The sequence below is a fragment of the Limnobacter sp. genome (assembly GCF_964228395.1).
In the GTDB taxonomy this organism is placed as follows: Bacteria; Pseudomonadota; Gammaproteobacteria; order Burkholderiales; family Burkholderiaceae_B; genus Limnobacter.
On the sequence record NZ_CAXQZX010000047.1, the window covers coordinates 1 to 24223 of the forward strand.

Sequence of the window (24223 nt, forward strand, 5' to 3'; positions counted from 1 at the left end):
CTCAACCTGCGCGCGCTGTTGCGCCCGGCGGTGTTCGTGCCCGAGAGCAAGGGCCTCAATGACCTGCTGCGCCAGTTTCGTGACAACCGCAACCACCTGGCCATCGTCATCGACGAATTCGGCCGCACCGCAGGCCTGATCACCATCGAAGACGTGCTCGAGCAAATCGTGGGCGAGATTGAAGACGAGTACGACTTTGATGAACAGGCCGACCACATCATTGGTCTGGAGGGGCAAGACAGCGGTGTTTACCGGGTAAAAGCCATCACCGAACTTGAGCAATTCAACACTGCGTTTGGTACCGATTTTTCAAATGGCCACTCGGAAACCATCGGTGGCCTGTTGTCTGATCACCTGGGCCGTGTGCCACGCCGGGGCGAGCGCATTGTGCTGGCTCCCATGCGTTTCGATGTGGTTCGCGCCGATGCGCGCAAAATCCACGTTCTGAAGGTTCGCAGGCTGACCGACCATGAATTGGAGGCCTTGCGAGCCCAAGAGGACGGTACGGGCGTCGCTGGTTCGTGATGCGTTCGTTTGTTCTGGCGGCTTTTTTGGGTGCGCCTTGGGCGCTGGCCTTCGCACCAAGGTCGCTGTGGTGGTTGGGTCTTCTCATTTGCTCCGCGCTTGGTTTGTGGGTGCAGCGCCTTGCATCTCGGGGTCGGCCCTGGCAACACGCTTTCATAGTAGGTTGGGGGGCTGGTTTCGGGGCTTTTTTGGCTGGCGTATCTTGGTTGTACATCAGCTTGCACACCTACGGGGGTTTGCCCTCCTGGTTGGCTGTGTTGTCGGTCGCTTTGTTTGCCCTTTACCTGGGTTTGTTTGCAGCACTGGCCTGTGTGGTATTTCACCGTGTGGTGCTGCCGCTGAACTCGGCAAGAACGGTTCTCTTCAACGCTTTGGCATGGGCCGGGCTTTGGACCTTCTTTGAATGGTTCAGGGGAACGTTGTTCTCCGGGTTTGCATGGCTAAGCCTGGGCGATGCCATGGTCGATTCTCCAGCCTCGGCCTTGTTGGCCTGGCTGGGCAATCATGGGGTGCTGTTTGTGCTGCTGCTGCCTGCATACGCATTGGCACAAACCTTCTCCTTGGGTTTGTTCTCTCATTCGTCCCAAAAGAGCGCCAATTTCAAGCGCGAGCGTTGGCTAATGCAGGGCAGCGTTGCCCTGTGTGTTGTTTTTTGGGGGCTGGCCTTGGCGGGCTTGGCCCGTTGGCCGGTGCAAACTGTAGCGCTGCCCCCGATTCCGGTGGCTGGTGTGCAGACCAATGTCGATCAAAGCATCAAATTCGACCCCGACCTCATAGTGGGCAATATGCAAAAGGCCTTTGCCTTGGGTGATCAAGCCAAAGCGACGCTGGCAGAGGGCGGTTTGTTGTTGTTCCCAGAGACCGTGAACCCTTTGGTGTGGACCGACACCCCAGAAGAATGGCGCGAGCGCTTTCGAGATTTTGCGCGCCCAGGCCATACCTCGGTGGTCATGGGGTCTGCCGTGCAGGAGGGGCGCCATTACCACAATGCCATTGTTCTGTTTGACGGCAGCGAGTCTGGGGCCGATCTGGATGTGCCAAAAAAACGGCATGACAAGCGTCATCTGGTGCCTTTTGGCGAATTCATTCCATTCGGCTTCTCTTGGTTTGTGGCGATGCTCAACATGCCCATGGGTGAGTTTACCCCGGGGCTCGGGCCACTGCAGCCGCTGGAGGTCCTTGGGAACCGGCTGGCCTCTACCGTGTGTTACGAAGACACCTTCAGCGGTGAATTTGCGAGTTTATTGGACGGCGCAAGCCAAGAGCCCACGGTGCTGGTTAACCTCAGCAATCTTGCATGGTTTGGTCAATCTTGGGCCCTCGATCAGCATGCTCAAATGGGCCGCACCCGCTCGGCCGAGCACCACAAGCCAGGTTTACGTGCCACCAATACGGGCATCTCGGGTTTGATCGACCACCGAGGGCAGTGGCTGGTCCAAGCGCCCCCGGGGCAGGCACTGGTTTGGGGGGCTCAGTTGCAGGGCCGGGTTGGTAAAACGCCCTTTGCCCGGTGGGGCAGTTCGGTGTGGTTCATCATTTGGGGAGCGGTGCTTCTACTGCTTTGCGTGCGGGAAGCCCGCCGCAGGGCTTACAATAGAGCCCACTGAATTCAAGAAAGACTCTAACCACCATGTCAATCAGCCCGATCACAGAAATTGTTGAAGAAATGCGCGCTGGACGCATGGTCATTCTTGTGGACGAAGAAGACCGCGAGAATGAAGGCGACCTGGTGCTTGCCGCCGATTTTGTTACGCCCGAGGCCATCAACTTCATGGCCAAGTTTGGTCGCGGGCTGATTTGCCTCACCCTCACCGAGGCACGCTGTCGCGAGCTGGGTTTGCGCCCCATGGTGCAGGCCAATGGCTCGTCGCACGGCACCAACTTTACCGTGTCCATTGAGGCCGCAGAGGGCGTCTCCACAGGGATCTCCGCTGCCGACCGGGCGCACACCATTCGCGTCGCGGTCAATCGTCATTCCAAGCCCGAAGACCTGGTGCAACCTGGGCACATTTTTCCCCTCAGTGCGGTCAACGGGGGGGTGCTCATGCGCGCGGGTCACACCGAAGCGGGATGCGATTTGGCTGCCATGGCGGGTCTCACCCCCGCTTCCGTCATCTGCGAGATCATGAAAGACGATGGCACCATGGCTCGTTTGCCCGATTTGGTAGAGTTTGCCAAAGAGCATGGTCTGAAGATTGGCACCATCGCCGATCTAATTCAGTACCGCAGTGCTCACGAGTCTCTGGTCGAGCGCGTTCACGAGCGTCCCGTTCAAACCGTTGAGGGCGAATTCAATTGCGTGGCCTATCGCGATAAACCCACTGGCAGCGCGCATTTGGCCCTGGTTTATGGGCAATGGACCCCTCAGTCTGAAGTGCTGGTGCGCGTTCACGAGCCAACTTCGCTCATCGACTTCCTCGAGGTCAACCTGTCTGAACACTCGTTTTCGATTCCCGCCGCCATGAAGAAAATCGTGGAAGAGGGAGCCGGTGTGATTGTGTTGCTGAACTGCGATGTCAGTTCAGAGCGTTTGCTGGGGCAGTTCGCATCGCTCAGCGAAATCCAGCAAAGCGGAAGCACTTCTCGCAAAGGCGCGGGTTCCAGCCCCGATTTACGCACCTACGGCGTGGGCGCCCAAATTTTGCGCGACCTTGGGGTCAACAAAATGAAACTTCTGTCACGCCCTCGCAAAATGCCCAGCATGGCTGGCTTTGATTTGCAGGTGTCGGGCTATGTCAATCGATAAACCAGTTACACAATGAGCGGAGAATCAAAATGAGCAACAGCCCGGGCAGTGTGCCTGCCAATTTGAACGGCGACGGCATTCGTGTGGGTGTGGTCCAGGCCCGCTTCAACGAAGAAATTACCGACGGCTTGTGGCGCTCTTGCTGCAGCGAATTGCTGCGCTTGGGCGTGTTGAACGAAGATATCCTTCACGTCACTGTGCCAGGCGCCATGGAAATTCCAATCACCCTTCAAAGGCTGGCTTTGTCTGGCGAATTCGATGCCCTTATTGCATTGGGTGCGGTGATCAAGGGCGACACCTACCATTTCGAAATCGTGTGTAACGAAAGCACGCGGGGCATTTCCAGCGTGGCCTTGGAGCACGATGTTCCAGTGGTCAATATGGTGCTCACCACTTACACCGAAGACCAGGCAATCGAGCGCATTGAGGACAAAGGCGTAGACGCTGCGCGCTGTGCCGTCGAGATGGGCAATTTGATGATGACGCTTGATGACAACCTGCCAGGCCCCGATGAGGAGGACGACGATGACTGAAGCCAGTGGCAAGCGTCCCAGCCACACGCGCAATGCCCGCCGGCGTTCGCGTGAATTGGCTTTGCAAGGGCTGTATCAGTGGTTCTTGAACCCCGCAGACGTGGGTGAAATTGACGCACACATTCGCGATGCGCCGGGGTTTGATAAAGCCGATCAAGCACATTATGAGTCTTTGCTGCATGGCACGGTGAACCACCTGCAGGCTTTGGTGGATCAAATCCAGCCCTTTGTGGATCGTCCTTGGGCCGAACTCAGTCCCGTTGAAAAATCGGTGCTGGTCTTGGGTACGCACGAAATGAATACTCATTTGGAAATTCCCTACAGGGTGGTCATCAACGAGGCGGTCGAACTCACCAAAACGTTTGGTGGCACTGATGCTTTCAAGTTCGTCAATGGCGTACTGGACAAGGTTGCCTCACAGGCCAGAGAGGCCGAGATCAAAGCGCAATAAGGCCGATGGCCGCAGGGGTGTCGTGGAATTTGAACTGATTCGCCAGTATTTTGAAGTTCCATTTGCCCCCTTGGCCCAGGCCCATCGGCAGGTGGTGGGCCAGGGCATCGGTGACGACTGTGCGCAACTTTGCGTGCCCGAAGGACACACTCTGTTTGTGTCTTCCGACACGTCTGTTGAGGGCGTTCACTTCTTTTCTGACGATGCGCCATTCGATGTCGCGGCAAAAGCCTTGGCTTCCAACTTGTCCGATTTGGCTGCCTGTGGCGCTCAACCCATGGGGTTTAGCCTGAACCTCACCCTGGCCAAGCCCCAGCCCGCGTGGCTTCAAGGGTTTTCGTCTGGTTTGCTTCATATGGCCACTGGCCATGCCTGCCCCCTGATCGGCGGGGACACCACCCACGGCCCCTGCAACATGGTCTCCATCACCGTGTATGGTTGCGCGCCGCTGTCCCACCATGGGTTTCATCGCAGCAGGGCAAAAGCCGGTCAAGACCTTTGGGTCAGTGGCTTGCCCGGTTTGGCACGCTTGGGCATGTGGATGGCCTACCGGCAGCGCGGCTTGTTGAACAAGCTGTGTGAGTCGCCTGGAGAGGCCGATCAATTAGACGAGCGCCTGGGCTCAATGCCGGTCAGCTTGAGTCACCTAGCGTTGCAGGCTTTTAACCGGCCCGAGCCCCGAGTGGCCCTGGGTCTGGCGCTTCGGCCCTACGCAAGCGCTTGTTTGGATCTTTCCGACGGCTTGGCGGGCGACCTTCTACACATTGCCCAGCAAAGCGGTGTGGCCATTGAATTGCAAGCCCAACCCCTTCTGGCGTGTTGGTCGAGCACGTTGGGGCAAGTTTCATCGCAGCATGCCGACTGGTTGCTCGACACCAGTTTGTCTGGGGGCGACGATTACGAATTGTGTTTCACCGCCAGTGTCGACCACAGGCAAGCCATCGAAGATTTGGCGCGACAGGCCGAACCGAGCCTGTTCCGTGTGGGGCGCGTGCTGTCGGGGCAGGGCATTTGGCTAAGCCACGGTGACGGTCAAGCCTTGCCCGTGGGCAAAGCGTCTTTTGAGCATTTTCGCCCCCGGGGCACCACCAGTTTGCCATCATGAGCACGTCAATCATCAAGGCCGGTGGCCGACCCACCTGGCGTTTTATGCTGTCCCACCCCGCCCATGTCTTGTCTTTGGGGCTGGGCAGTGGCTTGGCTTGGGTAATGCCAGGCACTTTTGGTACCCTCATGGGTTGGCTTTTGTTTGTTTGGATCAACCCGCACCTCACGGTATTGCAGTGGTCTGTGTTTATCGTTTTTGCTTTTTTCTTGGGGGTATGGGCCTGCGGGCGCACCGGCAAGGCTTTGGGTGTAGCCGACCATGGCAGCATTGTCTGGGATGAAATTGTCGCCATTTGGATTGTTCTTTTGGTGGCGGGCGGGCATTTTGCGTCGCCTGTGCAACAATTGGCGTGCGTGCTGGTGTTTCGCTTTTTCGATATGGTCAAGCCCCCGCCCATTCGCTGGTTTGACCAACGCTTCAAGTCTGGTTTTGGTGTGATGCTCGACGATGTGGTGGCAGCCTTCATCACTCTGCTCGCATTGGCCATGTGGGTTCGTTACGCATCTTGATGTGCAGGAGACTCGGTTGAGTAAGTCACAGGATGAATTGCTGCTTGAAATCGCCCAAAAATTCAGGGCTGCCAACGCCAAGTTGGCGGTGGTGGAGTCATGCACCGGCGGTGGTTTGGGCTACGCCATCACGTCCATGCCAGGGGCCAGCGATTTTTTTGAGGGTGGATTGATCACCTACTCAAACCGGGTCAAGGCCAAGTCGGTCTATGTGCGCGAGTCTACCTTGGAGAGCCAAGGCGCAGTCAGCGAGGATTGCGTCAAAGAAATGGCCAACGGTGGCTTGGTGGCCCTTGGCGTAGATTGTTGCGTCTCCATTTCCGGCGTGGCAGGCCCCGGCGGTGGCAGCGAAGAAAAACCCGTCGGCACGGTGTGGTTTGGGCTTGCTGTCAGGCACAAATCCATTGAAGCGCAGCGCTTTTGTTTTGAGGGTGACCGTGCTGCAGTGCGTGCCCAAGCGGTACAAACCGGGTTAGAAATACTTGCCAAGGTGTCACTCAAAAAGGCTGTATAGAAAAACAGTAAATACTGTGCAATAATTGGCAATCAAATTCGAAATTCTTGAAGGCACACCATGGAAGACTTGAGGACCAAAAACCAATCCGCTGAAAAAGTTAAAGCGCTGGCGGCAGCGTTAAGCCAAATTGAAAAGCAATTCGGCAAAGGCAGCATCATGCGGTTTGGCGAAAACGAGATCGAAAGCGACATCCAGGTGGTGTCCACCGGCTCGCTGGGTCTCGACGTGGCGCTGGGCATTGGCGGCCTGCCTCGCGGTCGCGTTGTCGAAATTTATGGCCCAGAGTCTTCAGGTAAAACAACGCTCACGCTTCAGGTGATTGCAGAAATGCAAAAGCTGGGCGGTACGTGCGCTTTCATTGATGCAGAGCATGCACTTGACGTGCAGTACGCACAAAAGCTGGGTGTCAATCTGCAAGACCTGCTTATTTCCCAGCCTGACACGGGCGAGCAAGCCCTTGAAATTGTCGATGCCTTGGTTCGGTCAGGCTCGGTTGATCTGGTGATTGTCGACTCTGTAGCAGCCCTTACCCCAAAAGCTGAAATTGAAGGGGACATGGGCGATTCGCTGCCCGGCTTGCAGGCCCGCTTGATGAGCCAAGCGCTGCGCAAACTCACCGCCAATATCAAGCGAACCAACTGTCTGGTGATTTTCATCAACCAGATCCGCATGAAAATCGGTGTCATGTTTGGCAGTCCCGAGACCACCACCGGCGGCAACGCCTTGAAATTCTATTCGTCCGTGCGCCTCGATATTCGCCGCATCGGTTCAATCAAGAAGGGCGAAGAGGTAATCGGCAGCGAAACCCGCGTCAAGGTGGTCAAAAACAAGGTGAGTCCACCTTTCAAGCAAGCAGAATTCGATATTTTGTACGGTCAGGGCACTTCTCGTGAAGGCGAGGTGATCGACCTTGGTGTGCTGAATGGTTTTGTCGACAAAGCCGGGGCCTGGTACTCCTACAACGGGGAGAAAATCGGCCAAGGCAAAGACAACGCCAGGGAGTTCTTGAAGTCTAACCCTGCCATTGCTGCTGAAATTGAAAACAAAATCCGTGAACGACTGGGGGTTCGCTTAATCTCCGAAGGTCGTCCAAATGTGGGTGATGAAGTCGAGGCCGAGTAAACCACCCTCGCCCGGTGATGAATCGACTGGGGTTGCGCGCCGCGCCAAGCGGCAGCCCTCTGCAAAGTCCAAAGCGGTTTCACTTCTTGGGCGTCGCGAGCACAGCCAGGTCGAACTGAGGGCCAAGCTGTTGCAGCGTGGTTATCCCGAGCAAGAAGTGCAAGAGGCCATCGACTGGGTGGCCCGGCACAAATTCCAGTCTGAAGAACGGTTCATTGTCAGCTTGCATCGGCGAAGGGCCAGTACCTTCGGCGATCGCGCCATCGAGGCCGAGTTGAGCCAACATGGTCTAAACACGCATTCTAAAAAGTTTCCCGAAGCTGGCGAGGTCAGCACTGTCGAAGTTCTTGCCGAGGAACTCACGCCCGAAGTCGATCGTGCAAAGGCTTGGATTCTGCGGCGCCATCACGCGGCCTTGGCCAAATTGTATTGCCCTGAGGGCAAGCCCGATTCCGCCGAATTGCTTGTCATCAAGGCCAAGGTGTTTCGTGGTCTGGCATCCAGAGGGTTTGAATTTGGCAACATTGATCGCGCCTGGCGGCAAGTCATCTCAGACATGCAAGAGGATGCGTGATATCATCCTTCCCGGCTTATGTGTTTCCATAGAAGTGATAGTCTAGTTGTATAACGAAGCGTTATTCGACGACACAAGAAGCAAAGAAAGAGATGGATATGTCACCCCACTGCATGCTCGGCATGCCTCGTCCTTGCCTCGGCTTTAGGTCCGAGTACCCGCTTGCGCTGTCACGCAAAACACACTTCCCATGTTCCAACGATGTTCCACGGCTCGCCGATTGCGTGTCCATGGTCAGCATTAATATCCCAAGCAAGGAATCAATATGAAGATCCACGAGTATCAAGGCAAGGAAATTCTTAAAAAATACGGTGTTGCTGTGCCCACGGGTTATCCGTGTTTTTCGGTTGAAGAGGCTGTGTCGGCAGCCGAGAAGCTGGGAGGCCCTGTCTGGGTGGTCAAGGCGCAAATTCACGCGGGTGGCCGTGGCAAGGGTGGCGGCGTAAAAGTGGCAAAAAGCATGGCCGATGTCAAAACTTACGCCAGCCAGATCCTGGGTATGCAATTGATTACCCATCAAACCGGTCCAGAGGGTCAAAAAGTAAGCCGCTTGCTGGTTGAAGAGGGCGCCGACATCAAGAAAGAGTATTACGTGGGTATGGTGGTGGACCGTGTTACGCAGCGTGTGTGCGTCATGGCTTCCAGCGAAGGCGGCATGGAAATTGAAGAGGTCGCCGAGCACACGCCTGAGCTGATTCACAAAGTGTACGTGGATCCAGCCAAAGGTTTGACCGATGCCGAGGCGGATGACCTGTCAAGCAAGATTGGTATTCCTGCGGCCTCCATTCCCAAGGCTCGCGTGGCGTTCCAAGGCCTGTACAAAGCCTTCTGGGAGACCGATGCCAGCCTGGCCGAAATCAACCCCCTCATTTTGACTGGCTCTGGCGACGTGATCGCCCTCGATGCCAAAATGAACTTCGATTCCAACGCGCTGCACCGCCATCCTGAAATTGTTGCCATGCGAGATCTGGCTGAAGAAGATCCCGCTGAAATTGAAGCCAGCAAGTTCGATCTTTCCTACATCAGCCTGGATGGCAATATCGGATGTCTGGTGAATGGTGCTGGCTTGGCCATGGCTACCATGGACACCATCAAATTGTTTGGTGGCGAGCCTGCCAACTTTTTGGATGTTGGCGGCGGTGCCACCACCGAGAAGGTCACTGAGGCTTTCAAGATCATGTTGAAGAATCCCAACCTGAAAGCCATTCTGGTCAATATTTTTGGCGGCATCATGCGCTGCGATGTGATTGCCGACGGTGTGGTGGCTGCTTCCAAGGCAGTGGGGCTCAGCGTTCCCTTGGTGGTGCGCATGAAGGGCACCAATGAAGATTTGGGCAAGAAAATTCTAGCCGAATCCGGATTGCCAATTATTGCAGCCAACACCATGGGTGAAGCCGCTCAAAAAGTGGTTGCGGCCACCAAAGGCGCTTGATTCAACGGGCCCCAAGAATAACTGAATTAAAAGGATTCTAACGATGTCAATTTTGATCAACAAAGACACCAAGGTGATCACCCAAGGTATCACCGGTAAAACAGGCCAGTTTCACACCCGCATGTGCCGCGACTATGCAAACGGCAAAAATTGCTTTGTGGCTGGGGTCAATCCCAAGAAGGCTGGCGAAGATTTTGAAGGCGTGCCAATTTTTGGCACAGTGGCTGATGCCAAAAAGCAAACCGGCGCAAACGCTTCCGTAATCTATGTGCCGCCTCCCTTTGCCGCCGCCGCCATTTGGGAAGCGGTCGAGGCCGACCTTGATCTCGTGATTTGCATCACAGAGGGCATTCCCGTCCGCGACATGATGGAAGTGCGCGATCGCATGCGCAAAGAGGGTCGCAAAACCGTGTTGGTGGGGCCAAACTGCCCGGGCGTTATCACCCCCGATGAAATCAAAATCGGCATCATGCCTGGCCACATCCATAAAAAAGGTCGAATTGGGGTGGTCTCTCGCTCCGGCACACTCACTTATGAAGCGGTTGGTCAATTGTCCGAACTCGGTTTGGGCCAGTCCACAGCCGTGGGCATTGGTGGCGATCCAGTCAATGGCCTGAAACACATCGATGTGATGCGCATGTTCAACGATGACCCTGACACAGATGCTGTGGTCATGATCGGTGAGATCGGTGGCAGCGATGAAGAAGAGGCCGCCCTGTGGGTCAAAGACAACATGAAGAAGCCTGTGGTTGGCTTCATTGCCGGGGTAACCGCGCCCCCGGGAAAGCGCATGGGCCATGCTGGCGCAATCATCTCGGGCGGCAAGGGCACCGCCCAAGAAAAGCTAGCCATCATGGAAGAGTGTGGCATAACTGTTACCAAAGACCCTTCGGTCATGGGGCAATTGCTCAAAAAGGCGATTGGCGCCTAAGTAAGCTGGGGCGACCTTCGGTTGCCCTTGGTTGTTCTCAAACACCCACCTTTCACTCTGAAGGGTGGGTGTTTGTTTTTGTACCCGCTTGGGGGTGTGCCCTCTTTGACCCTCACTCAACAATAAAACTTCAACACCATTTTTGAGAGGGCAACATCATGAACACCTTGGACAAACCGCTGCGTTTGGACCTGAATCGCGGTTTTACTCTGATTGAGCTCATGATCGCAATCGCGATTGTGGGCGTGTTAGCGGCCATTGCCGTGCCGGCTTATTCCAACTACCTCGCCCGGGCCCGTATCTCTGAAGCCGTCAACTACGCCCAGTCATGCAAAACGGGATATGTGGAGTTTTACGCAACCAATGGCAGGCGGCCAGCAAACGTCAACGAATCCAATTGCCCGGATGTAGACACCGAAAACATTGCGAGTGTTCAGGTTCTTGCGGGAGCCAATCCACAAATCATTGTCAACCTGGTGAATGCTGCACCGCTCCCGACCGACGTACGCGGGCACCGAATTGTACTTCAGCCACTCAATACGACGGGAACGCTATTGGCAGATGGTCAGCGCCTGGAGTCATGGCGCTGCTCTTTGACCACCAGCACCAGCGGTAATGCGAACACCGCCGCCATGGATTACGTGCCAGCCGCCTGCCGACAAAACCGCTTGTAAGGGTTAGGACATTGTTGCTCTTGCGAGTTCAGGCCACCCAGTGGCCTGATTTTCCGCCTTGTTTTTCCATTAGCCGCACATCGCTAATCACCATACCTTTGTCGATGGCTTTTAGCATGTCATAAATGGTGAGGAGGCCCACCTGCACGCCAGTGAGGGCTTCCATCTCGACCCCGGTTTTGCCAACAGTCTGGGCGATGCAAGTGCAATGCACCTGCTGCAGAGCGTCATCCAATTCAAAGTCCACGGCCAAGCGGGTTAAGGGCAGTGGGTGGCACAGTGGTATCAAATCCGAGGTTTTCTTGGCGCCCTGTATCGCGGCAATTCTGGCCACACCCAGCACATCGCCTTTTTTTGCGGTTCCTGCTTTCAGGGCTTTGTAGGCTTCGGCTCCAAGTTGAATGGTGCCGCGCGCCACGGCCTTGCGTTCGGTCTCATTTTTTCCGCCAACGTCCACCATGTGTGCATTGCCTTGTTGGTCGAAATGGGTCAAACCGTTCATGTGAATCCTCTTTAAACTGCATTGAAATTTACCCAACTTTACCCTGAACGGGCGCACAGAACCTGCGGTCAAGTTGAACTTGTGTTGGGTCGCGCTATCATACCCAGACTATCAGCACCGTGTTCCACCCATGCGCAATGCATTTCGTAAAAGTTGTTCGGCTGTCTTATGCAGCGTGCTTATGTTTGGCACAGTCACGGGGCCGCATGCGCAAAGCAGTGGGGTCAACAATTTGCCCAGCCTGGGCGATGCTGGCAGCACCGAGCTTTCAGTTCAAGATGAACGGCGCTTGGGCGCGCTGATCATGAAAGACTATCGTGCGTTCGGCGCGGTCAACACCGACCCCGAAATCACGGCCTATTTAAGCCGCTTGGGATCAAGAATCGTTCAGGCAGCTTCCGAGTCACCCAGCAATTTCGAGTTTTTTCTGGTCACCGACAAATCGGTCAATGCCTTTGCCATGCCTGGTGGCTACATTGGTGTGCACACGGGTCTCATTGCCACGGCCCGAACAGAATCGGAGTTGGCTTCGGTGCTGGCTCACGAAGTGGGCCATGTAACCCAGCGCCACATTGCGCGTCGCTTTGGGGAGCAGCGTCAGTCCAGCCTGGTGGCCACAGCAGCCATGATTGCGGCCTTGTTGGTGGCAGGCTCCAATCCGCAAGCGGCCACGGGCATTATGGCTGCGGGTGCAGGCTATTCCATCGACCAGCAATTGGCGTTTTCAAGGGATGCTGAACGCGAAGCCGACCGAGTGGGCTTTGTCACCCTGCAGCGCGCTGGGTATGACCCCCAAGGCATGGTGGATTTCTTTGGTCGTTTGCAGCAGGCCTCACGGCTGTACGAAAACAATGCGCCGGCATACCTGCGAACGCACCCGCTCACCACAGAGCGTATTGCAGACATTCGCAACAGGGCTGGCCTTGAGGGCTCCGGTGCTCGGGCTGGTAATACCACAAATCTTGAGTTTGAGTTATTTCGGGTGAAGTCGCTGGTGTATGGCGAAAGAACCAACCAGCAGCTCAGTGATCGCCTGCAGTCTTTTGGTCGAGTCAATGAGCAAGAGGCCATTGCCGACCCAATAGCGCGGGAATACGGGCGCTCCTTGGTCCTTGAGCGCATGGGGCGTGCCCAAGAGGCTGCTGAATCCGCCGGCAAGGCTGTGGACATGTTCAACGCCTCTCAATCCCTTGTCAAAACTTCGGCGCCGCCTTTGCTGCTGGCCAGCCAGCGACTGCGTACAGAGCTCAACACCAAACTACCCTCCGCGTCATCTCCCATTGGCGACCGTCCTCCCCGTGATCTGGCCAGCTTGAACACAGACGAAATGGACTTGTATAAGCATCTCACCCAGTTCAGGGAACAGTACCGGGTCGATGTGTCGGTGCGTGTGTTGTATGCGGAAGGTCTGCAACGTCTTGGTCTGTTTGCCTTGTCTGATGCGTATTTGCGTGAGCAAGTGCAGGTATACCGTAGCAATTCACAAATGTTCGAGATGCTATCGCTAAGCTCGGCTGCTTTGGGTCGCCCGGCAGACCACCATTTGTACCTTGCGCAATCCTACGCACTTCGTGGCGCCTATTTGCCAGCCATTGAACAAACTGAAATTGCCAAGCGATTTGCCAGCGGGAATTATTATCTGCTTGCCGAAATTGACGCAAAGCAGCGCGAATACAAACGCAAGGCCGATGAAGAGCGGGAATTTGCGCGCATGGGCAATTGATGCCCACGCGCTTGATTCAACTATTGGTGGTAGCCCGCCACCAAATTTACCTCGTTTTTTGACCCCAGCATCACGGCGCAGCGTTGGTGCAACTCGGTGGGTTGAATGTCCAATATGCGCTGGGCGGCGTCAAAGCTCGCCCCCCCGGCTTGCTCTACCAAAAAGCTCATGGGGTTGGCTTCATACATCAAGCGCAACTTGCCCGGCTTATTGGGGTCGCGCAGGTCTTTGGGATACATAAAAATTCCGCCTCGGGTTAGGACACGGTGCACATCGGCCACCATGGAGGCGCTCCAGCGCATGTTGAAGTCTTGTCCACGCGAGCCAGTTTTGCCGGCCAGCAACTCGCTGATGTAGCGCTGCACCGGGGGATACCAATGCCGCTGATTCGACATATTGATGGCAAATTCTTTGGTGTCGGCAGGAATTTCCATCCCGTTTGATGTTTGAATGTATTGGCCTGCGTCGCGATCCAGAGTAAAGGCCACAACGCCATGGCCAAAAGTAAGCACCAACTGGGTTTGTGGGCCATACACTACATAAGCGGCCGCCAGTTGGGCAGTACCGGCTTGCAAAAAAGCTTGATTGGTGACGGGGCCGTTGGCCGGGTTGGGTAACACCGACACAATGGTTCCAATAGAAACGTTGACATCGATGTTGCTCGACCCATCCAAGGGGTCAAACAAAACCAAAAAAGGTTTGTCCTCATGCCCTGCCACTGGCGAGCAGTCATCGAGCTCTTCCGAGGCCATGCCTGCGACCACTTCTGTTTTTGCCAAGGCTTCCAAAATCATGTCGTTGGCAATGACATCCAGTTTCTTCTGGGTTTCGCCCTGTACGTTTTCGGTGTCAGCAGAGCCTAACACTCCTCCCAAAGCGCCTTTGTGCACAGCGGCCGAAATGCGTTGCGACACGTCGGCAATGGCCAAAACCAATGTGACCATCTGCGTGCTGATGCATCCTGATCCCTTGGATTGGCTGGCGTTTTGAAGATACTGGGCAAGGGTGGTCATCGATGTTTCCTTTCAATTTAAATTTGCATGCATTTTAATCAATGCGAGGTGGCATCCAGGGCTTTGCCAATCACTTCCCGCACGTCGGCAGACAATTCATCAACTTCAAACACCCTCTCCAGCTGAGCCTTGGCCTTCATTTGCAGGGCAGGAATCAGCTTGGTCCAGCGATCAAGGGCTCTCGCCATGCGCGCAGCCACTTGGGGGTTGATGCGGTTCAGTTCAATCACCTGGTCGGCCCACAGGGCGTAGCCCGACCCGTCATGACCATGGAAGCAACTCGGGTTTTGCATGGCAAAAGCACCCAAAACAGACCTGGCGCGGTTGGGATTTTTCAGGGTGAATGCCGGGTGAGCCAACAGCCCCTTGACCACCTCCGCCGTGTTCACCAAGGAATTGCTGGCCGGAATGGTCGCCTGCAGCATGAACCATTTGTCCAAGGCAAGCGGCTGTTGTTCAAATTGTTGATAGTAGGCTTGCAACTCAGGAGCATCAGCTGGGCCCAGGTGTACCAACAGGTTTAGGGCGGCGATGCGGTCGGTCATGTTGTTTGCCTGCTTGTATTGGGCGCTTAGCAAGCTCAAATCCCGATCTTCGGCCATGGCGCACACATAGCCAATGGCCACATTTTTGAGTGCCCGCTGGCCAGCCGAAATCGCGTTGTAGATGTAGGCTTGCCCTGGGGTGTTGCGCGCATCATAAATGGCGCGGAACGCGGCTCCGTGCGTGCAGGCCAACAGGTCACGCAGGGTGCATCGGGCCATGTGCATGGCCACAGGGTCCACCAACCCATCTGTCGCTTCAAGCAGTGTGCCCTCGCCAGGCAGTTGGAGGGCCAAAGCCAAAAAGCCATCAGACAATGAGGCGTCGGTCAGCAAATTGCTGACCACTTGAACCGCAGCGCGGGTGCTGGCCTGCGAGGTGTCACCTTGCTGCCGGTAAATGTCCAGAATGGCTTGGGCATACACCTGCTGGCAGGCATCCCACCGGTTAAAGGGGTCGGAATCATGCCCTGCCAGAAAAATCAAATCCTCGGTGCTGTGCGCGGTTTTCAAGGTGACCGGGGCTGAAAAACCTCGCAATAGGGAAGGCACCACGGCTTCCGTGATCCCCTCAAAAACGAAGGTTTGCTCCATCTCTGTAAAATCCAGCACATCCCCGTTCAGCGCCGCTTCCTGATTGGTCAGCGTCAATGCGATGTCTTGCCCTGTGCGTTTGCTAACCAAACCCAGGCGCACAGGGATATGGAATGCCGGTTTGCTGGCCTGTCCCGGCGTGGGCTTGCATCGTTGTTTCAGGGTTAACTCAAATTGCTCGTCGCGTTGAACCCAGGTAGCGACCACCTCGGGCGTGCCCGCTTGAGCGTACCAGTGCCTAAACTGCCTCAGGTTTCGCTCAGGGCGCTGCTCCTGAAGAGCAGTTTCCATCGCGGACACAAAATCTTCACAGGTCACGGCCTGTCCATCATGCCGCTCGAAATAGATTTTCATGCCGCGCTGGAAGGTGGACTCGCCAAGCAAAGTGTGTTGCATGCGAATTACTTCCGCGCCTTTTTCGTAAACCGTCACCGTGTAAAAGTTGTTGATTTCCTGGTAGCTGTCGGGCCGTATCGGGTGGGCCATGGGGCCAGCGTCTTCAGGAAATTGTGCTGCACGAAGTACCTTTACGTCATCGATTCGTTTCACCGCACGGGCCGAAGCGGCTTGGCGTTCATCCAGGCCTTCGGCCAACATGTCGGCCGAGAACTCCTGGTCACGAAACACGGTTAATCCCTCTTTGAGGGACAGTTGGAACCAGTCCCTACAGGTCACGCGGTTGCCGGTCCAATTGTGGAAGTATTCATGCCCTACCACGCTTTCTACGTTTTCGAAATCCACATCGGTGGCCAACTCGGGGTTTGCAAACACAAATTTGGTGTTGAAGATATTCAACCCCTTGTTCTCCATGGCGCCCATGTTGAAGTCACCAGTGGCCACAATCATGAAGCGGTCCAAGTCGAGGTCAAGGCCGAAGCGCCTGCGGTCCCATTCAATCGACTTTTTCAGGCTTTGCATGGCAAAGTCGGTTTTATCCAGGTTGCCCGGTTCCACCCACACTTGCAGCAAAGCTGGGCTTCCGTTGCCCTTCAGGATGGTTTCTTCCTGGCATACAAATTGACCGGCCACCAGAGCAAACAGGTAGGCCGGCTTCGGAAAAGGATCTTCCCAACGGCTCAAATGCGTGCCATCGCCCAGGTCTTGCTCAGCCACCAAGTTGCCATTTGAAAGCGTTACTGGATGAGTGCCTTTGTTGGCAATCAACTCCACAGTGAACGTGCTCAGTACATCCGGACGGTCTGGAAAATAGGTGATTCGACGAAAGCCCTGAGCTTCGCACTGGGTGAAAAAATTCCCGTTCGACACATAAAGGCCCTCAAGCCGCGTGTTCTGATCCGGTTGAATACACACCTCAATTTCCAAGACCCCGCTGGACCCTGGGCTGTGAATGCTCAGCCCTGTAGCTGTCTGCGTGTAGGCACTGGCACTCAGAGTTTGGCCGTTCAGTCGCACTGTCAACAGTTCAAGGTCCTCGCCATCCAGCTCCAGAGGTAAATCGTGGGCTTGATCCTCATGCCAGGGCGCAAACTCCAGTTGGCTGTAGACTCTGGTCCGCTTTGGGTCGAGGGTAAACCTCAGGGTGGTCTTGCGGATTTTGTGGTTTGGCGCCTTGTAGTCTTTACGATAAAAGGTCACTGGGGCTTGTGCATCTCTCATGCCGGTGTTTCCTTGTGCTGCGGTCAACGCGCTTTAGTGGTCATGCCCGCAATCGGGGCCGTGGTGATGCCCGTGGTCGTGGTGATGATCGTGGCTGTGGTCATGCCCACAACAGTCATGGTGTTTAATGTCGGGCGCCACAATCTCGTGCATCGGGGCAGTGACCGTGCCAAAGGTCAGGCCAAAGTGTTCCAGCATGTGCATGCATTCATGACTGGCAACCACACGGGCACCCGCATCGTTGAGTTGCACAGGCCAAAAACTCAAGCCCGCCACATGTAGAAACTCTTCAAAGCCTTTTTGCCCCCTCGCCACTTCGAATAACTCCTCAGGTGCTGCTTCCACGATGGCCCACTGGTTTGTATTTGAAACCAATTTGTCTCCCACCTCCACGGCGTCATGGATGTGGCAAATCACCGTGCTCCCATCGCTGGCCTGCACGTCATGGGGCATTTGCTGCCGCTGATCAAAGGTCAGCGGCAGCATTTTTGCATTTCGCAGCAGCACACTGGCCACCTTGTGTTGTGCTTTAACCACCTTGTTGTAAACCACATCGTGATTGTGTCCGCATTGGGAACCGTGTTCATGGCCATGATCATGGTGATCGTGATGGTGTTCGTGATTGTGATCGGCGCTCATGGGCATTCCTTTCGAAAGGGGCGTGTATAACAATTAATCGCGGAAATTCTCAAAACCCAAAGGTGTGTCTGTGACCTTTTGTTTCAGCATGGCAATGGCGCTTTGCAGATCATCCCGTTTGGCACCTTGCACCCGCACCGTGTCGCCCTGAATGCTGGCCTGAACCTTCAGCTTGCTGTCCTTGACCTCTTTCACAACCTGCTTGGCCAGGTCTTTGTCCAGACCATTTTTAACCAGCACGGTTTGCTTCAGTTTGTCACCAGAAATCTTTTCCTTTTTGTCGAAGGTCAAAAAGCGTACATCCACATTTCGTTTGGCGAATTTGTTGCGAATGATTTCGGCCACCTGGTCAAGTTTGAAATCGTCGTCGGCGTACACAAACAGCGTGTTATCGCTTAACTCGAGTCGGGAGTCCGAGCCTTTAAAGTCAAATCGATTGGTGATTTCTTTGTTAACCTGGTCCACTGCGTTGCGCAATTCGATCAGGTCGGGTTTGCAGACCACATCAAAAGACGGCATAGTTCAATCCTTCAAGCATAATGCCCCATTGTAATCGTTAGAGCCTGCCCCATGTCAGCCTCCGCGTCGGTCACCGACTCTTCCCCTGTTGACCTTCAAGCCCTGCACACCTTCGGGCTGAGGGCAAAAGCCAACGCTTTGCGTGTGATTCAAAGCCAGACCGATTTGCATTCCTTTGCCCAGCAAGTGCGCGCCGGCGAGCCCGTCTTGTTGCTGGGGGAGGGCAGCAACACCGTGTTCACCCAGCCCAACTACGCCATGACGGTCTGGTTGATGCGTATCCAGGGCAAGCAGCGGCTGGGCTGCAATGGTACGCATCATCTGGTTCGAGCCATGGCGGGCGAAAACTGGCACAGTTTTGTGGAGTGGACCGTGGCTCAAGGTCTGCCAGGCCTAGAAAATCTGGCGCTTATCCCCGGGGCAGTTGGGGCCAGCCCTGTGCAAAACATCGGCGCTTACGGGGTGGAACTCGAAAGCCGTCTGGCGGCGGTCCATGTGTGGGACGTTCAGCAGGCTTGTTTTAGGGTATTCACAAAAGCTGAGTGTCAATTTTCCTACCGCGAGAGCGTGTTTAAGCAGGTTCCATCAAACACATACATCATCACCGCCGTAGATTTTGCTCTGCCAGTGAAATGGCAAGCTGAGCTCGGTTACGGCGACGTGGCCGAGCGTGTTCAAGAACTGGGCGGTGCAAGCCCAAAAAATGTGATGAAGGCAGTGATTGACATTCGCAGCAGCAAGCTGCCGGACCCGGTGGTGCTTGGCAACAGCGGCAGTTTTTTTAAAAACCCCATTGTGCCCGCTGCACAGGCTCAGGCGCTGCGAGCTGCTTTTCCAGGCATGGTGCAGTACCCCATGCCCGATGGGCAGGTGAAGTTGGCGGCAGGCTGGTTGATCGAGCAGTGCGGGTTAAAGGGGTTTAAAGTCGGGGATGTTGGCGTGTATCACCGACAAGCTCTGATTTTGGTCAATCATGGGCGGGGGCAGGGCGGTGAGTTGGTCGCCCTCATTAACCACATTCAGTCTGTTGTCCAAGCCAAGTTTGGCGTGGCTTTGTCTGCTGAGCCCAATTTAATTTAGTTTGCCCGCGCTTGTCCTGTAACCATCGCCGTGCGCGCTCGCGCGGGCGATTTTGGTGCCTGAAGGTGGTCGTTGGTGAATACGCCGACAAATTTGGGAACATAAGGCAAATCACCGTCCAAGCCCTGCAAAGGTGTGGCGCTGCCACTGGTCACCAATACCTTTTTGCCATTGACTGACAAAGTAAACTGCCCCGTGCGTTTAATTTCTCCCGCGGAGTACACCCGATTGACCAGGCCGTCGAGCACCAATGTTTTGCCGTTGACCAAAAGACGTAAATCCTTAAAGTATTCAGAGCTTCGTTCAGGCTGCGTGTCAATCAAGTTTGACTTTCCAAAATACTCGCGCACAAACGTGCCGCTTTGAAAGATCACCGACACTCCGGTTTGCGGGTTCACAATGCTACTGCCTTTGCTCCATTCAAAGGTTTCTCGCAGCCGCTGGTGTTGGTCACCTACGCGCTGAATTTCGCGTGTGTGCGTCAGCTTTCCATTGAGTGTGGTGTCAAAGTTGGCGGTGTTATCGTGTCTGGACGGTGGTGTATTGTCAAAAGCAATGCGCAGGTCCCGAGCAAAACGCTCGTGTTTCCAGGTTTCCGAGTCTGTGCCGCGAAAACTGCGGATTGATTGCAGATACTGTCCGCTGTACAGCATGTTACGTTCTTCTCCGTGCACATTAAAGCGTCGAATCATGCAACCGTCCAAGACCAGTTTCAAACCTTGCGTGTTCTCTGTATCGCCTGGTACAGCACTGATCACCTCTATTCCGGGCTGTGCTTGGCATGCACTCAAATTGCGTAGAATCCTGTCGGAGCCTTTGTGCCAACCTCCAACTTCCTCTTCCAACGCGTAGGTGGCCGTCTGGAACAGTCCAGGAAGTTCAAAGATGGCCTGCAGTTTTAGCCAATTGTTGTACACCGCAGGTTCAATGGAGGCTGCTTTCATCGGCCTTAAGGCACTGCTGACGGAGGCGCCTTGGCTTAACAAATGATTGCCAAATGCGTCCCGAATTTCCGCTTCATATCGGTCTGGGCGCAACGGGTCATCTGGCGCAAGTACGGTGATTTGGTATGAATCGGAATCGGGAATGGGGACGCCGTTCTTTCTCCAAATAATGGATTTCACTGGCCCTCTCAAAAGCGTGGCCAGAGTGACCTCCGCTCCCGCGGTGGCGCTCACGCTCTGTGGGTGGGCGGCAAATCCAATTGCAGTATGGCCTCGCGGGCTAGGTGTAAAAGCTGATTGGGCAGCGCTCAATAAGGGGCATGCCATCAGCGCAAGGCTCACGATGATCTTGAAAACTCGCTGGTTTGGACGGCACATGGGCAAATTAAGTGGTTAACTCCTGTCTTTAAGTGAGCTAAACAGGCCGCACAGTTCAAAAAAAAGCCGGCTTACGCCGGCTTTTTTACGAAGCTTGCCCTGTTCACTGGCCGCGCTTGAGCTTGGCGTTGGCGGCAATTCGCATGCGCAGTGCATTGAGCTTGATAAATCCGCCGGCGTCGGCTTGGTTATAAGCGCCGCCGTCTTCATCAAAGGTCGCAATATTCTGGTCAAAAAGCGAATCAGTTTTGGAGTCGCGGGCCACCACAATCACGTTGCCTTTGTAGAGCTTCAAGCGAACCCAACCATTCACTGTCTGCTGGGTGTGATCAATCAGTGTTTGAAGGGCCACTCGTTCCGGGCTCCACCAGTAGCCGTTATAAATCAGGCTGGCATACCGGGGCATCAGGTCGTCTTTCAGGTGAGCCACCTCACGGTCCAAGGTGATGGATTCGATCGCACGGTGCCCCTTGAGCATGATGGTGCCCCCAGGCGTTTCGTAGCATCCCCGGCTTTTCATGCCCACATAGCGGTTCTCTACCAAGTCCAGGCGGCCTATTCCGTGTTTGCCCCCGATCCGGTTCAGTTCAGTGAGCACTTCCGCAGCACTCATTCTTTTGCCATTCAAGGCCACGATATCGCCGCGCTCGTATTCCAGGTCGAGATACTCCGCCTCATCGGGCGCTGCCTCTGGGCTCACGGTCCAGCGCCACATGCTTTCCTCGGCTTCGGCGCTGGGGTTCTCTAAGTGGCGCCCCTCATAGCTGATATGCAGCAGGTTGGCGTCCATGGAGTAGGGCGCTCCGCCCTTCTTGTGCTTCATGTCAATTTCAATGCCGGCGTCTTCGGCGTACTTCAGCAGCTTCTCGCGGCTGAGCAGGTCCCATTCGCGCCAAGGGGCGATGATTTTTACCCCAGGCATCAGGGCATATGCGCCCAGCTCAAAGCGCACTTGGTCGTTGCCTTTGCCGGTCGCGCCATGCGAAATGGCATCGGCGCCTGTTTCTCTAGCAATGTCGATTAGCCGTTTGGCGATCAAAGGGCGGGCAATCGAGGTGCCCAACAAGTATTCACCCTCGTAAACGGTGTTGGCGCGGAACATGGGAAACACGAAATCGCGAACAAATTCTTCGCGTACATCATCGATGTAAATATTCTCCGGCTTGATGCCAAATTTCAGTGCCTTCTGGCGGGCCGGTTCCAGCTCTTCACCTTGGCCCAAATCGGCTGTAAAAGTAACCACTTCGCAACCGTAGGTGTCCTGAAGCCACTTCAAGATCACCGAGGTGTCCAAGCCGCCTGAATAGGCCAGCACTACTTTGTTTACGTCACTCATGATGCTTAATATTTAGAAAGGGTTAGCAGGAAAAGCGCAGGTTCATTTGCGCCCCAACAAAAGAAATTCCATCAAGGCCTTCTGCGTATGAAGACGGTTTTCAGCCTCTTCCCAGACCACGCTTTGTGGCCCGTCAATCACTTCTGCGGCCACTTCTTCGCCGCGGTGGGCTGGTAGGCAGTGCATGAACAAAGCCTCAGAATCGGCCACGGCCATCATGTCGGCATCCACCTGAAACTCGGCAAACGCTTCCATTCGCGCTTTGTTCTCTTTTTCGAAGCCCATGCTGGTCCACACATCGGTGGTGACGATATCTGCACCTTTACAGGCCTGCATGGGGTCTGCAAACCATTCATGATGGGTGCCTTGGATATTCACCTTGCTGGTGTCGATGTTGTAGTTTGCCGGGGTTGAAATATTGACTTTAAAGTCGAGTAATTCGGCCGCCTGAAGCCAAGTGGCACACACATTGTTGCCATCACCCACCCAGGCCACAGTTTTGCCCTGAATACTGCCTCGGCGCTCAATGAAGGTGTAAATGTCAGCCAAGGTTTGGCAGGGGTGGTATTCATTGGTCAAACCATTGATCACCGGCACGCGGCTGTTGGCTGCAAAACGCTCAACGATTTCTTGTTCGTAGGTGCGAATCATGACGATGTCGCACATTCGCGAGATGACCTGCGCTGCATCTTCAACGGGTTCCCCGCGTCCCAATTGTGAGTCTTTGGTGTTCAAATAAATGGCAGACCCCCCCAGCTGGTGCATGCCGGCTTCAAAGCTAAGGCGTGTGCGGGTGGATGCTTTTTCAAAAATCATCACCAGGGTGCGGTCTTGCAGCGGGTAATATGGCTCGTAGCGTTTGAACCTCGCTTTCACGTCACGGGTTAAGTTCATCAAATAGTCGAACTCATCCCGGGTGATGTCGCTGAACTGCAAAAAGTGTTTAATCGGCATGTGTAAGCCGGCCCGCCATGCAGGCCGGTTCCTCCTTAGGCTGTTTGTGCGAGGAAGTCCTTGATCAAAGGCGCCAGTTCCATCGCAAGCTTTTCGGCTTCTTCTTTTTTGATCACCAGCGGCGGCAAGAGTCGCACCACATTGTCGCGGGTCACGTTGATGATTAGACCACGGTCGCGCGCTATGCCAACCAGTTCCGCACAAGGCTTCCACAATTCAACGCCCACCATGAGACCTCGGCCGCGAATGTCTTTGACACCAGCGATGCCCGCCAATTCGCGACCCAATGTGGCGCGAATCAACTGGCCCATGGCGGGCGCGTGTTCAAGCAAATGCTCTTCTTCCATAATCCTTAGCGTGGCCAGGGCCGCTGCAGACACCAAGGGGCCTCCGCCAAAGGTGGTGCCATGGGTGCCTGGGGTCATGACCGCAGCGGCTGGGCCCGCGGCCAGGCAAGCACCAATCGGCACGCCAGAACCCAAGCCTTTGGCCAAGGTGATCACGTCTGGCAAAATGCCTGCGTGTTGGTAGCCAAACCACTTGCCAGTGCGGCCAATCCCACTTTGCACCTCGTCAATCATCAGCAACCAGCCCTTGGCGGTGCACAAGTTGCGAAGCGCCTGCAGATAATCCGTGTCGGCCACATTGATGCCCCCCTCGCCCTGCAGCACTTCGAGCAGCACGGCTTGAATTTCTGGGTGGTCGTCTGCCGCCTGCTCAATGGCGGCAAAATTTTTGTAGGGCACGCGCACAAAACCGCCTGGCAACTCTCCAAAGCCGACCTTGGCTTTGGGGCTGTCTGTGGCTGCAAGCGTGGCTAGAGTACGGCCGTGCCAGGCCCTCTCCATTACAATAATTTTAGCGTTTTCAATGCCTCGCTTGTGTCCGTAGTGGCGGGCCAACTTGATTGCAGCTTCGTTCGCTTCAGCGCCCGAGTTGCAAAAAAATGCCTCTTGCATGCCAGACAATTCGCACAACCGTTTGGCCAATTGCTGCTGTTCCACCACCCCATACAGGTTGGAGGTGTGAATCAATTTGCCAGCCTGCTCGGCGATGGCCTTCACCAACTTGGGGTGGTTGTGCCCCAGCCCGTTGACTGCAATGCCTGACAGACCATCCAGGTATTTTTTACCGTCCGTGGACCATAGCCAAGCACCTTCACCATGGGTGAAAGCAATGGGTTGGCGGGCATAGGTTTTCATCAAAAAATCGGTCACGGCAAAACTCGCTGAGAAATGGCGGCAAAATAAAACAAGGTCG

24 protein-coding genes are annotated in these 24223 nt (G+C 55.1%); 15 read left to right on the top strand and 9 right to left on the bottom strand.

Annotated elements, in window-relative coordinates:
• From ACEQU8_RS03380 to ACEQU8_RS03440, 13 genes are all read left to right on the top strand, one after another.
• Positions 1 to 525 (top strand): transporter associated domain-containing protein (locus tag ACEQU8_RS03380; protein ID WP_370261461.1); only part of this gene is annotated, 525 nt, incomplete at its 5' end.
• Positions 525 to 2132: an apolipoprotein N-acyltransferase gene (lnt, locus tag ACEQU8_RS03385; protein ID WP_370261462.1), complete on the top strand. Its 1608-nt coding sequence runs from the start codon at positions 525 to 527 to the stop codon at positions 2130 to 2132. The genes ACEQU8_RS03380 and lnt, both read left to right, overlap by 1 nt.
• Before the next feature lie 23 nt (positions 2133 to 2155).
• Complete coding sequence (gene ribBA, locus ACEQU8_RS03390; protein WP_370261463.1) at positions 2156 to 3271, top strand: bifunctional 3,4-dihydroxy-2-butanone-4-phosphate synthase/GTP cyclohydrolase II; 1116 nt, start codon at positions 2156 to 2158, stop codon at positions 3269 to 3271.
• A gap of 29 nt (positions 3272 to 3300) precedes the next feature.
• Entirely contained in the window at positions 3301 to 3804 is a 504-nt protein-coding gene (gene ribH / locus ACEQU8_RS03395; RefSeq protein WP_370261465.1) for a 6,7-dimethyl-8-ribityllumazine synthase, read from the top strand.
• On the top strand, positions 3797 to 4255 hold the full coding sequence (nusB, locus tag ACEQU8_RS03400; RefSeq protein WP_370261466.1) for a transcription antitermination factor NusB: 459 nt from the start codon (positions 3797 to 3799) through the stop codon (positions 4253 to 4255). The genes ribH and nusB overlap by 8 nt, the downstream gene beginning before the upstream one ends.
• A 22-nt stretch (positions 4256 to 4277) precedes the next feature.
• Positions 4278 to 5360 carry a thiamine-phosphate kinase gene (gene thiL / locus ACEQU8_RS03405; protein ID WP_370261468.1) on the top strand — a complete coding sequence of 361 codons (1083 nt, stop codon included), beginning with the start codon at positions 4278 to 4280 and terminating at the stop codon, positions 5358 to 5360.
• On the top strand, positions 5357 to 5872 hold the full coding sequence (locus ACEQU8_RS03410) for a phosphatidylglycerophosphatase A (protein WP_370261470.1): 516 nt from the start codon (positions 5357 to 5359) through the stop codon (positions 5870 to 5872). The genes thiL and ACEQU8_RS03410 overlap by 4 nt, the downstream gene beginning before the upstream one ends.
• 16 nt (positions 5873 to 5888) lie before the next feature.
• A complete protein-coding gene (locus ACEQU8_RS03415) occupies positions 5889 to 6386 on the top strand; it encodes a CinA family protein (protein WP_370261472.1) in 498 nt (165 codons plus the stop codon).
• Positions 6387 to 6446: 60 nt separating this feature from the next.
• Positions 6447 to 7511 carry a recombinase RecA gene (gene recA / locus ACEQU8_RS03420; protein ID WP_370261474.1) on the top strand — a complete coding sequence of 355 codons (1065 nt, stop codon included), beginning with the start codon at positions 6447 to 6449 and terminating at the stop codon, positions 7509 to 7511.
• Entirely contained in the window at positions 7492 to 8085 is a 594-nt protein-coding gene (locus ACEQU8_RS03425) for a regulatory protein RecX (RefSeq protein WP_370261475.1), read from the top strand. The genes recA and ACEQU8_RS03425 overlap by 20 nt, the downstream gene beginning before the upstream one ends.
• Positions 8086 to 8350: 265 nt before the next feature.
• Complete coding sequence (gene sucC, locus ACEQU8_RS03430; RefSeq protein ID WP_370261477.1) at positions 8351 to 9517, top strand: ADP-forming succinate--CoA ligase subunit beta; 1167 nt, start codon at positions 8351 to 8353, stop codon at positions 9515 to 9517.
• 43 nt (positions 9518 to 9560) lie between these two features.
• Positions 9561 to 10448: a succinate--CoA ligase subunit alpha gene (gene sucD, locus ACEQU8_RS03435; RefSeq protein WP_370261478.1), complete on the top strand. Its 888-nt coding sequence runs from the start codon at positions 9561 to 9563 to the stop codon at positions 10446 to 10448.
• Positions 10449 to 10606: 158 nt separating this feature from the next.
• Positions 10607 to 11122 carry a pilin gene (locus tag ACEQU8_RS03440; protein WP_370261479.1) on the top strand — a complete coding sequence of 172 codons (516 nt, stop codon included), beginning with the start codon at positions 10607 to 10609 and terminating at the stop codon, positions 11120 to 11122.
• A 28-nt stretch (positions 11123 to 11150) separates the two neighbouring features.
• Here ACEQU8_RS03440 and moaC read toward each other — a convergent pair whose 3' ends face one another.
• Positions 11151 to 11624, bottom strand: a complete 474-nt coding sequence (gene moaC, locus ACEQU8_RS03445; protein WP_370261481.1) for a cyclic pyranopterin monophosphate synthase MoaC — start codon at positions 11622 to 11624, stop codon at positions 11151 to 11153.
• Between the two features lie 181 nt (positions 11625 to 11805).
• Here moaC and ACEQU8_RS03450 point away from each other — a divergent pair, with 181 nt between their 5' ends.
• A complete protein-coding gene (locus ACEQU8_RS03450) occupies positions 11806 to 13347 on the top strand; it encodes a M48 family metallopeptidase (RefSeq protein WP_370261482.1) in 1542 nt (513 codons plus the stop codon).
• A gap of 20 nt (positions 13348 to 13367) precedes the next feature.
• On the opposite strand, the gene ACEQU8_RS03455 is transcribed toward ACEQU8_RS03450, so the two are convergent.
• The 4 genes from ACEQU8_RS03455 to ACEQU8_RS03470 are packed head-to-tail and all read right to left on the bottom strand — an operon-like array spanning position 13368 to position 18271.
• Positions 13368 to 14360 carry a class 1 fructose-bisphosphatase gene (locus tag ACEQU8_RS03455; protein ID WP_370261483.1) on the bottom strand — a complete coding sequence of 331 codons (993 nt, stop codon included), beginning with the start codon at positions 14358 to 14360 and terminating at the stop codon, positions 13368 to 13370.
• A gap of 38 nt (positions 14361 to 14398) precedes the next feature.
• Positions 14399 to 17113, bottom strand: coding sequence for an aminopeptidase N (gene pepN / locus ACEQU8_RS03460; RefSeq protein WP_370261485.1), 2715 nt, complete (start codon positions 17111 to 17113; stop codon positions 14399 to 14401).
• Positions 17114 to 17146: 33 nt separating this feature from the next.
• Positions 17147 to 17752 (bottom strand): hypothetical protein, encoded by a 606-nt coding sequence (locus ACEQU8_RS03465; RefSeq protein ID WP_370261486.1) that lies wholly within the window; start codon positions 17750 to 17752, stop codon positions 17147 to 17149.
• A 33-nt stretch (positions 17753 to 17785) separates the two neighbouring features.
• Positions 17786 to 18271, bottom strand: coding sequence for a YajQ family cyclic di-GMP-binding protein (locus tag ACEQU8_RS03470; RefSeq protein WP_370261487.1), 486 nt, complete (start codon positions 18269 to 18271; stop codon positions 17786 to 17788).
• A gap of 51 nt (positions 18272 to 18322) precedes the next feature.
• Here ACEQU8_RS03470 and murB point away from each other — a divergent pair, with 51 nt between their 5' ends.
• Positions 18323 to 19351 carry a UDP-N-acetylmuramate dehydrogenase gene (gene murB / locus ACEQU8_RS03475; RefSeq protein ID WP_370261489.1) on the top strand — a complete coding sequence of 343 codons (1029 nt, stop codon included), beginning with the start codon at positions 18323 to 18325 and terminating at the stop codon, positions 19349 to 19351.
• Here murB and ACEQU8_RS03480 read toward each other — a convergent pair.
• From ACEQU8_RS03480 to ACEQU8_RS03495, 4 genes are all read right to left on the bottom strand, one after another.
• A complete protein-coding gene (locus ACEQU8_RS03480; protein ID WP_370261491.1) occupies positions 19348 to 20475 on the bottom strand; it encodes a hypothetical protein in 1128 nt (375 codons plus the stop codon). The genes murB and ACEQU8_RS03480 overlap by 4 nt on opposite strands.
• A 301-nt stretch (positions 20476 to 20776) precedes the next feature.
• On the bottom strand, positions 20777 to 22009 hold the full coding sequence (locus ACEQU8_RS03485; protein WP_370261492.1) for an argininosuccinate synthase: 1233 nt from the start codon (positions 22007 to 22009) through the stop codon (positions 20777 to 20779).
• Between the two features lie 42 nt (positions 22010 to 22051).
• The gene (gene argF, locus ACEQU8_RS03490) at positions 22052 to 22963 is read right to left on the bottom strand and encodes an ornithine carbamoyltransferase (RefSeq protein WP_370261494.1); all 912 of its coding nucleotides are present in this window, start codon (positions 22961 to 22963) and stop codon (positions 22052 to 22054) included.
• A 35-nt stretch (positions 22964 to 22998) separates the two neighbouring features.
• The gene (locus tag ACEQU8_RS03495) at positions 22999 to 24180 is read right to left on the bottom strand and encodes an aspartate aminotransferase family protein (RefSeq protein ID WP_370261495.1); all 1182 of its coding nucleotides are present in this window, start codon (positions 24178 to 24180) and stop codon (positions 22999 to 23001) included.
• Positions 24181 to 24223: the final 43 nt, after the last annotated feature.